At 65.1% G+C, this 8,885-nt stretch carries 8 protein-coding genes and 2 pseudogenes; 3 read left to right on the forward strand and 7 right to left on the reverse strand.

Annotation, left to right across the window (positions count from 1 at the left end):
• Together WA317_RS16200 and WA317_RS16205 are read left to right on the forward strand one after the other, a co-directional pair.
• A pseudogene (locus WA317_RS16200) lies at nt 1–177 on the forward strand (4-(cytidine 5'-diphospho)-2-C-methyl-D-erythritol kinase); the annotation flags it as partial.
• Between the two features lie 326 nt (nt 178–503).
• Nucleotides 504–2,141: a fatty acyl-AMP ligase gene (locus WA317_RS16205; protein ID WP_425174000.1), complete on the forward strand. Its 1,638-nt coding sequence runs from the start codon at nt 504–506 to the stop codon at nt 2,139–2,141.
• Nucleotides 2,142–2,250: 109 nt separating this feature from the next.
• On the opposite strand, the gene pth is transcribed toward WA317_RS16205, so the two are convergent.
• The 6 genes from pth to glmU form a co-directional block, all read right to left on the reverse strand.
• A complete protein-coding gene (gene pth / locus WA317_RS16210) occupies nt 2,251–2,826 on the reverse strand; it encodes an aminoacyl-tRNA hydrolase (RefSeq protein WP_425174001.1) in 576 nt (191 codons plus the stop codon).
• Nucleotides 2,827–2,838: 12 nt separating this feature from the next.
• Nucleotides 2,839–3,501 carry a 50S ribosomal protein L25/general stress protein Ctc gene (locus WA317_RS16215; RefSeq protein WP_425174002.1) on the reverse strand — a complete coding sequence of 221 codons (663 nt, stop codon included), beginning with the start codon at nt 3,499–3,501 and terminating at the stop codon, nt 2,839–2,841.
• Nucleotides 3,502–3,645: 144 nt separating this feature from the next.
• Complete coding sequence (locus WA317_RS16220) at nt 3,646–4,512, reverse strand: oxidoreductase (protein ID WP_425174003.1); 867 nt, start codon at nt 4,510–4,512, stop codon at nt 3,646–3,648.
• A gap of 23 nt (nt 4,513–4,535) precedes the next feature.
• On the reverse strand, nt 4,536–5,141 hold the full coding sequence (locus tag WA317_RS16225) for an LpqN/LpqT family lipoprotein (RefSeq protein ID WP_425174007.1): 606 nt from the start codon (nt 5,139–5,141) through the stop codon (nt 4,536–4,538).
• Nucleotides 5,142–5,218: 77 nt separating this feature from the next.
• Nucleotides 5,219–6,199, reverse strand: coding sequence for a ribose-phosphate diphosphokinase (locus WA317_RS16230; protein ID WP_425174004.1), 981 nt, complete (start codon nt 6,197–6,199; stop codon nt 5,219–5,221).
• 89 nt (nt 6,200–6,288) lie between these two features.
• Complete coding sequence (gene glmU / locus WA317_RS16235; RefSeq protein WP_425174005.1) at nt 6,289–7,770, reverse strand: bifunctional UDP-N-acetylglucosamine diphosphorylase/glucosamine-1-phosphate N-acetyltransferase GlmU; 1,482 nt, start codon at nt 7,768–7,770, stop codon at nt 6,289–6,291.
• A gap of 291 nt (nt 7,771–8,061) precedes the next feature.
• On the opposite strand from glmU, the gene WA317_RS16240 reads away from it, so the two are divergent.
• Nucleotides 8,062–8,424: a PAS domain S-box protein gene (locus WA317_RS16240; RefSeq protein WP_425174006.1), complete on the forward strand. Its 363-nt coding sequence runs from the start codon at nt 8,062–8,064 to the stop codon at nt 8,422–8,424.
• 263 nt (nt 8,425–8,687) lie between these two features.
• On the opposite strand, the pseudogene WA317_RS16245 reads toward WA317_RS16240, so the two are convergent.
• Nucleotides 8,688–8,885 (reverse strand): annotated as a pseudogene (locus tag WA317_RS16245) (TetR/AcrR family transcriptional regulator); the annotation flags it as partial.

The raw sequence follows: 8,885 nt of genomic DNA on the forward strand, positions 1-8,885 counted from the left end.
CTGGCGGGCATCGTGTCCGGCTCGGGCCCCACCTGTGCGTTCCTGTGCACGTCGGCGGCGTCCGCGCTCGACGTCGGCACGCAGCTGTCCGGAGCCGGCGTGTGCCGCACCGTCCGGGTCGCCAGCGGACCGGTGCACGGCGCGCGGGTGGTACCGGCACCTATAAACGAGGTGTGACGGAGTGTGACTTGAGACTCACCTGGCGCAATGATTTTGCGGTTACTTAAGAGGAGTTTAAGATGGTCCGCGGTGGCGAAGAGTGGTCAAGTATTGCATCCGATTCACGCGCCCGTCGGCTACCCCGGCGGGCGGCTGGCGAATCGTCGCGGTAGCCGCCGTCGCCCGGACCTGGTGATAGCGCGCGAGAACCGGGGTCGACCACCGATTCGAGACATAACCGCTGCCCAATTGTTTACCTGCGGCTGTCCCGTTGTCCTTGAGCGCTGGGGGAGTATTAGACCCTGGGCCCTCCAGGAAGCACCGGCGCCGAAGAGGAGGTCGTCGTGAGCAGGTTCACCGAGAAGATGTTCCGCAACGCCCGCGAGAGCGCGAAGGGCATGGTGACGGGCGAACCGCAGGACCCGGTCCGGCACACCTGGGCTGAGGTGCACGAGCGTGCGCGCCGGGTCGCCGGCGGCCTGGCCGCCGTCGGCGTCAGTCATGGCGACGCTGTCGGTGTGCTGGCCGGTGCGCCGGTGGAGATCGCCCCGACCGCGCAGGGGCTGTGGATGCGCGGAGCCAGCTTGACGATGCTTCACCAGCCGACGCCGCGCACCGACCTGGCTGTCTGGGCAGAGGACACCACCACCGTCATCGACATGATCGAAGCCAAGGTGGTCATCGTCTCGGATCCGTTCACGGCGGCCGCGCCGGTGCTGGAGGAGCGCGGCATCAAGGTGCTGACCGTCGATCAGCTGCTGACCTCGGATCCGGTCGACCCCATCGAGACCGGAGAGGACGATCTGGCGTTGATGCAGCTGACGTCCGGATCCACCGGGTCGCCCAAGGCTGTGCAGATCACCCACCGCAACATCTACTCGAATGCCGAGGCGATGTTCGTCGGCGCCAAGATGGACCCCAGCGGCAACGACGTGATGCTCAGTTGGCTGCCATGCTTTCACGACATGGGCATGATCGGATTCCTGACCGTGCCGATGTACTTCGGCGTCGAGTTGGTCAAGGTCACGCCGATGGATTTCCTGCGTGACACGCTGCTGTGGGCGAAGCTGATCGACAAGTACAAGGGCACGATGACCGCCGCGCCGAACTTCGCCTACTCGCTGTTCGCCAAGCGGCTGCGCAAGCAAGCCAAACCCGGCCAGTTCGACTTGTCGACCCTGCGGTTCGCACTATCGGGGGCCGAGCCTGTCGACCCTGCCGACGTCGAGGACCTCATCGACGCGGGCAAGCCGTTCGGTCTGCGGCCCGAGGCGGTGATGCCGGCCTACGGGATGGCGGAAACGACTCTGGCGGTGTCGTTCTCCGAACTCGGTGACGGGCTGGTGGTCGACGAGGTGGACGCAGACCTGTTGGGTGCGCTGCGCCGCGCGGTGCCCGCCACCAAGGGCAACACCCGCCGGTTCGCCTCCCTGGGTCCGCTGTTGGACGGCTTGGAGGCTCGCATCGTCGACCAGGACGGCAACGTGTTGCCGTCCCGCGGCGTCGGGGTGATCGAACTGCGTGGCGAACCGGTGACCCCCGGCTATATCACGATGGGCGGATTCATCTCGGCGCAGGACGAGCAAGGCTGGTATGACACCGGTGACCTGGGATACCTGATGGAGAACGGGCACATCGTGGTCTGTGGTCGGGTCAAGGATGTCATCATCATGGCCGGCCGCAACATCTATCCGACCGACATCGAGCGCGCCGCGGGCCGGGTCGACGGCGTGCGGACGGGTTGCGCCGTGGCGGTGCGGCTCGACGCCGGGCATTCGCGTGAGTCGTTCGCCGTTGCGGTCGAGTCCAACGACTTCGAGGATCCGGCCGAAGTACGCCGCATCGAGCATCAGGTGGCGCACGAAGTCGTCACCGAGGTCGACGTGCGGCCGCGCAACGTGGTCGTGCTGGGCCCCGGAACGATCCCGAAGACGCCGTCGGGCAAGTTGCGGCGGTCCAACTCGGTTGCGCTGGTCACCTAGTCCCTCCAGCGGTGTTCGCCGGGCCCTGGCCGGTCACACGTAAAGTGTCTTGCTGATTGGCGTGTCGCGGCACGCTTGCGTCTGCTGGCGGTGTGCCGGGCGCGGTGAATTACCAGGCGTGCACGCGGTTTTGAGCGGATTCCAGACCCAGTTCGATGAGCAATTCGGTGGCGTCGGCGGCCTGCTCGCAGATAGTCGGAACGTTCACTTTCTCGGCGGCGGAGAACTTCTCCAACACGAACACCGCCGGGTCTTTACGTCCCGGCGGACGCCCGATTCCGATCCGCACCCGCTGAAAGTCTTTGCTGGATAACGCCGTCGCCACCGAGCGCAGTCCGTTGTGGCCGCCTTCACCGCCGCCGATCTTTAGCCGGACGCGCCCGAAGTCGAGATCGAGGTCGTCGTGGATGACTATGACATCAACCGGCCGCACCGAATAGAACTTGGCCAACGGCCCGATTTGGCGGCCGGCTTCGTTCATGTAGCACCGTGGTTTGGCTAACACCACCGAATGCCCGCCCAGGCGTCCGGTGATTATCTCCCCGCCGGAACGCTTGTGCACCTTGAAACTTGAGCGCAGCCGCTCGGCGAGCCGATCAGCAACCATGAATCCGAGATTGTGCCGGGTGGCGGCGTAATTCGGTCCCGGGTTGCCCAGGCCGACCACCAAAAGCGGCTCGGCCACCACGCGAGCCGCTTACTCGGACTCGGTCGCGTCGGCCTCGGTTTCGGCGGCTTGCTCGATCGCCGGCTGCGGTTCGGCCACGTCACCGCCGCCTTCGGCCTCGAGGTCCTCGGCGGTCGGTGCGGTGACGATGTTGACGACAAGCAGTTCTGGGTCGGAAATCAGCGTGACGCCGCCTGGGAGGGCGATCTGCCCGGCGGTGATCTGGGTGCCCGCTTCGGCGCCTTCGATGGAGACGGTCAGCTGCTCGGGAATCGACAGCGCCTCGGCCTCGATCTCCATGGCGTCGTTCTCCTGGGTCACCAGGGTGCCCGGAGTGGCTTCGCCTTCCACGACGACGGTCACCTCGACAACGACCTTCTCGCCGCGGCGGACCACCAACAGGTCGGCGTGCTGGATGGTGCGGCGGATGGGATGAATGTCGAGTGCCTTCGTCAGGGCGAGGTGCTGGGTGCCGTCGATGTCGAGGGTGAGCACCGCATTGGTGCCGGAGTGACGCAACACGGCGGCGAAGTCGCGGCCCGGCAGCTCCAAGTGCTGCGGGTCGGCGCCGTGGCCGTAGAGCACGGCGGGAATCTTGCCGTCACGGCGCGCGCGTCGGGACGCGCCTTTGCCGGTCGAAGTGCGTACCGAAACGGTCAGCTGGTTGGTTGCCGAACCTGCGGATGGTGGCATCGTGTCGCTCCTGTGTTGTCCGGGCACGGCCAGGATCGCGACAAACCGTCGGTTCCGTCGATAACGGTGGCTGCTAGGCTCGCCGATGTTCGAGCCGCCGGCCACCCTCGCCGTGACGCCCGGCCAGGTTAGCGCATCAGTATCTCAGAGCGGAAATTTGGCGCCGGTGAGCTGCTCGGACAGCTCCCACAGCCCGCTGGCAGTATCGCCCCGCTTGGCCCACGGGTGACGCCCGATCGGCTGGGTGCGTCCCCACACCTGGAAGCGGGGACCGACGAAGGTGTCACCGGGCAGATCCTGCGATGCCGCATAGAGCGTCTGGCGGGCGCCGAAGTCGGCGTCAGTGGCGAGCCGATTGCCCAACGACATCAAGGCGTCACCCCAGCGGCGGCCGGACCGGCCTTGCAGATTGGTGTGCGAGTAGCCGGGGTGAGCCGCCAGCGCCCGCAATGGCGAGCCGGCCGCCGTCAGGCGCCGCTGCAACTCGCTGGTGAACAGCAGATTGGCTATCTTGGACTGCCCGTAGGCCAGCCAGGGCCGGTATCGGCGGTGCTCCCAGTTCAGGTCGTCGAGTTTGACGACGCCCATTCGGTGCATGATCGACGAGACCGTCACGACCCGGTCGGTCAGCTTGGGCAGCAGCAGGTTGCTCAATGCGAAGTGGCCCAGGTGATTCGTGCCGATCTGGCTTTCGAAGCCGTCTTCGGTCACCGCGTAAGGGACGGCCATGATGCCCGCGTTGTTGATCAGGACGTCGACCTTGTCCACCCCGTCGGCGAACTGCCGCACCGAGGCCAGGTTCTGGAGGTCCAGCTGGCGCACCACGACGTCACCGGTCATCTGCTGGGCGGCGTCTTCACCTTTTCCGGTGTTACGCACGGCCAGGACCACCTGAGCGCCGACCCGGGCCAATTCCCGCGCCGCCACCGCACCCAGGCCGCTGTTGGCGCCGGTGATGATGACGGTGCGACCGGCGAACGAGGGCAGGTCGGCGGCGGTCCAAGTAGTCATGGCAAACACAGTAGCCAGGCGGGCTACTTGGCTGCCACGGTGAACCCGGCGATGATCGCCTCGATGTCGTCGGAATCCGCGACGGCCTGCTCGGCCAGGCTGGTGATGGTGAGTTGAACGAGGTAGCGCTGGTTGGCCGGTGGCGAACCGGTGGGGATGACGATCCGGTTGAACCCGTGCAACCGTTTGCCGCCGAGTTCGTAGCTGCCCTGGATCATTGACGACGGGAAGCCGTTGAAGTTCGCCGTGGACTCGTCGAGCCGCTTGAAGTTCTTGGACAACTCGGCGTCGACGTTGCCGTGCTTGACCACATCTGCGGCGTCGAAATCTCCCCGCAGCTTGAATACCATCAGCATCGCTGTTGGGTACTTGCCGTCTTTGGCAATCAGCTCGGTGGCGGGCGCGATGTCCGGCTTCTGCACCCGCTCCCAGCCCGGCGGCGTGGGGATTGACACGGTGAGATCGGTGAGCGTGTCCGGCGCCACCTGCTCACCGGCCACCCCGATGCTCTCCAGGTACTGGGACAGCGGAACCTGGCGTGCCGTGGTCGTGGTGGTCGTCGACCGTTGAGATGTCGTCCAGATCGACTGATAATCCGGCGCCTCGGTGCCGCAGCCTGCGATGAGCATCGCCAGAGCCGCAATGACCGCGCAGCGCAGACCTTTCACAGACTGTCGCGTAGTGCACAGATCGTGTAGTCGGGCATCTAGGCGTCCCCGTCGAACAATCCGGTGACCGAGCCGTTCTCGAAGACGGCCCGGATCGTGCTGGCCAGCAGCGGAGCGATCGAAAGCACAGTGAGCTGCGGGAAACGCTTGTGCTCGTCGATCGGCAACGTGTTGGTGACGATCACCTCCCGGGCGCCGCACTGTGCCAGGCGCTCGGACGCAGGCTCGGACAGCACACCGTGGGTGGCCGCAATGATGACGTCGCCGGCGCCGTCGTCGTGCAGCAGTTTGACCGCACCGGCGATGGTGCCGCCGGTGTCGATCATGTCGTCGATCAGCACGCAGGTGCGCCCTTCGACGTCCCCGACAACCCGGTTGGACACCACCTGATTGGGCACCCGCGGGTCACGGGTCTTATGAATGAAAGCGAGTGGAACGCCTCCTAATGCGTCGGCCCATTTCTCGGCGATGCGCACCCGGCCGGAGTCGGGGGAGACCACCACCATGTTGCCGTCGGTGTAGTTGTCCCCGATGTAGCCGGTCAGCAGATTCTGAGCGCGCATGTGATCAACGGGCCCGTCGAAGAAACCCTGGATCTGGTCGGTGTGCAGATCCACGGTCACGATTCGATCGGCGCCCGCGGTTTTGAACAGGTCAGCGACCAGGCGTGCCGAGATCGGTTCGCGGCCGCGGTGCTTCTTGTCCTGGCGGGCGTAGGGATAAAACGGCACGACGGCGGTAATCCGTTTGGCGCTGCCCCGCTTCAGCGCGTCGATCATGATCAGCTGTTCCATCAGCCATCGGTTGACCGGTGCCGGATGCGACTGCAGCACGAACGCGTCACAGCCCCGCACCGATTCGCGGAACCGGACGAAGATCTCGCCGTTGGCGAATTCCCGTGCCGTCTGCGCGGTCACGTGGACGTCGAGCTCCTTGGCCACCTGCTCGGCCAGCTCGGGATGCGCGCGACCGGCGAACAGCATCAGGTTCTTGCGGTTGTCACTCCAGTCGTGGCTCACGTGTACCCCGCGTTCGGATCGAGATGGTTACTGCCGGCTGGACTCAATATATTAGGTAGCGAATCGTTCGATTTCAGTGCCGGGTGGCCTCAGGGCGTTTGATCGGACGTCGACGGAGGAGCGGTCTGCGCCGCTTGACGGGCTTGCTCTGCGGCTCGGGCGGCAGCGCTGCCGGGACGTTTGCGTTGTACCCAGTCTTCGATGTTGCGTTGCGGGGCCGCCGAAACCGCCAATGCGCCCGGCGGCACGTCCTCCCGCAACACCGTGCCTGCACCGGTGTATGCGCCGTCGCCGACGGTGACCGGTGCGACGAACATCGTGTCCGATCCCGTGCGGACGTGTGAGCCGATGGTGGTGCGTCGTTTGGTCACACCGTCGTAGTTGACAAAGACGCTCGATGCGCCGATGTTGCTGTGCTCACCGATGTCGGCGTCGCCGACGTAGGTCAGGTGCGGCACCTTGGTCCCGGTGCCGATCGTGCAATTCTTGGTTTCGACGAAGGCGCCCAGTTTCCCGTCGGCGCCCAGCACGGTGCCCGGACGCAGGTAGCTGAACGGACCGACTGTGGCGCCGTCATCGATGACCGCCGATGTGCCGTGTGTGCGGATCACCGACGCCCCGTCGCCGACGCTCACGTTGGTCAGCGTGGTGTCCGGGCCGATGGCGCAGCGCTCGCCGACGTGGGTGCGACCCAGCAACTGGGTTCCCGGTGCGATGACGGTGTCGCGACCGACGGTGACGTCGACGTCGATCCAGGTGGTGGCGGGATCAACGACCGTGACGCCGGCCAACTGGTGATCAGCCACGATGCGCCGGTTGAGCTCAGCACCCAGCTCGGCGAGCTGCACGCGGTTGTTGATGCCGGCCACCAGCATGCTGTCGGCGACGTGGCGGGCGTGTACCACCTGAGAGTCGTGCCGGAGGATGGCGATGACGTCGGTGAGGTAAAGCTCGCGTTGAGCGTTGTTCGCGGACAGCCGCCCCAACGCCGACCGCAGCGCGGCCACGTCGAAGGCGTAAACCCCGGCGTTCACCTCCCGGATGTCCAGCTGCGACGGCGTGGCGTCAGCGTGCTCGACGATCGCGATGACTTCGTTGTCCTGTGTGCGCAGGATGCGTCCATAGCCGGTCGGATCGCTGAGCGTGGTGGTCAGCATGGTCACCGCCGCTGCGCGCGCGTTGTGTGTCGCGATCAGATCGGCCAGGGTGTCTGCGTCGAGGAGCGGTACATCACCCGACGTGACGACGACAGCGCCGGTGTAGTCCTCGGGCAGCGCGGCCAATCCGCACAACACCGCGTGCCCGGTGCCCAACTGCTGCGCTTGCAGTGCGACGCCGATTCCGCGTCCGAGTTGTCCTGCCAGCTCGGCAACGGTCGGGGCGATGCGCTCGTGGTTGTGGCCGAGCACCACGATCAGATGCTGAGGCGCCACTTTGGCGATCGCGTGCAGCGAGTGCGCCAGCATGCTGCGGCCGGCGATGGTGTGCAGCACTTTGGGGGTATCTGAGCGCATCCGGCTGCCCGTCCCTGCGGCCAGGACCAGGACCGCGGCTTCGCCGTGCGTTGTCATGAATACCTCTCCCGCGCGAAATCGATCGGTCACTCCAGGGTGCGCACTGCCAGGCACCCACCCGTCACCGACACGTCCTTCAGCGTGTCATTTCCCGTCCGCTGGGGGCAAAAATCTGCCGATTGTGCGGCGGAGCCTGTTGGGCGACTCTTGCCAAGTCTCGGCGACCAGCGCGCTTATTGGAGTGTCGTTCAATTATGAAGTGCATCCATAATTTCGGAACGAAGCCCCGCTATGGACCATAATCGGCGTGTGGAGCGACGACGGAAGTCCCAGGGCGGCCAATCACCGATGACCACTCTAAAACAGTTGCCGGCACTCGTGGTGCTGGAGCGACTCCCGGTGCCAGTGCTTGCCATCGCCCACGACGGCACAATCTTATTTGCGAACACCGCGTTTGCCGAAACAGTCGGCTGCAGCACCGAAGAGGTGCTGTCGTTAAAATTCCATCAGGTGTTTCACTCGGCGCCGGCTGACAAATCCGTACTGTCTGTTGTCCGTGCCTTAGCTAATATGGTGGTAGAACTGGCGCATAAGGATGGCTCAGTCGTCCGAGCGTTGATGAGCAGGTCAGCCATGCGGCGTACCGACGATCATATTGCGCTCGCGACTTTCCAGGATCTGACTGAGCAACTCTGGGCTAACGAACTTTGAATAGGCGGGGCTGGGGAGCCGGCGCTGCCAAACAATTGTGTTCGACGTGACGCAGTGCCTCGCTGGCAACTAACTCGCGAATAGGCTGGCGACGAGTTGTCACGAGGGAAAGCAAGAACTCCGGCTTACGGCTCAACCACGCAGTGAGGTCTTCGCCGGACATCGCCGCGTGGCTTCTGATCGAACCCGGCGTCGGCAAAGCTTGACAGCTGCCGGTGGTAGGGCACTCGGTAGTTTGAGTGGGCCGGTGGCCGCGGTCGTGGTCAGTGGGAATCGGGCGTGGCTGAGGTCGATTTGATGGCGAGTGCTGTTCGCCGCCTGATGAATTGGCGGGAATAGTCGACCCGGTTCGGTGGTACGAGGCCGGGCAGGAGCAGGAAGAAGCATTTTTCCAGGTCGAGCAGGAACTGCTCGGGCTGGTCCAGGTTGCTGGTTTGGCGCATTCCCATGTACAGCGACAC

It is taken from the genome of Mycobacterium sp., assembly GCF_049802695.1.
GTDB lineage: Bacteria > Actinomycetota > Actinomycetes > Mycobacteriales > Mycobacteriaceae > Mycobacterium.

Excerpts from the sequence above, each read along its gene's own strand:
- WA317_RS16240 (WP_425174006.1), top strand. The coding sequence starts at position 8,062 with ATGACCACTCTAAAACAGTTGCCGGCACTCGTGGTGCTGGAGCGACTC.
- WA317_RS16215 (WP_425174002.1), bottom strand. The coding sequence starts at position 3,501 with ATGCCACCATCCGCAGGTTCGGCAACCAACCAGCTGACCGTTTCGGTA.
- WA317_RS16225 (WP_425174007.1), bottom strand. The coding sequence starts at position 5,141 with ATGCTCATCGCAGGCTGCGGCACCGAGGCGCCGGATTATCAGTCGATC.
- WA317_RS16220 (WP_425174003.1), bottom strand. The coding sequence starts at position 4,512 with ATGACTACTTGGACCGCCGCCGACCTGCCCTCGTTCGCCGGTCGCACC.
- glmU (WP_425174005.1), bottom strand. The coding sequence starts at position 7,770 with ATGACAACGCACGGCGAAGCCGCGGTCCTGGTCCTGGCCGCAGGGACG.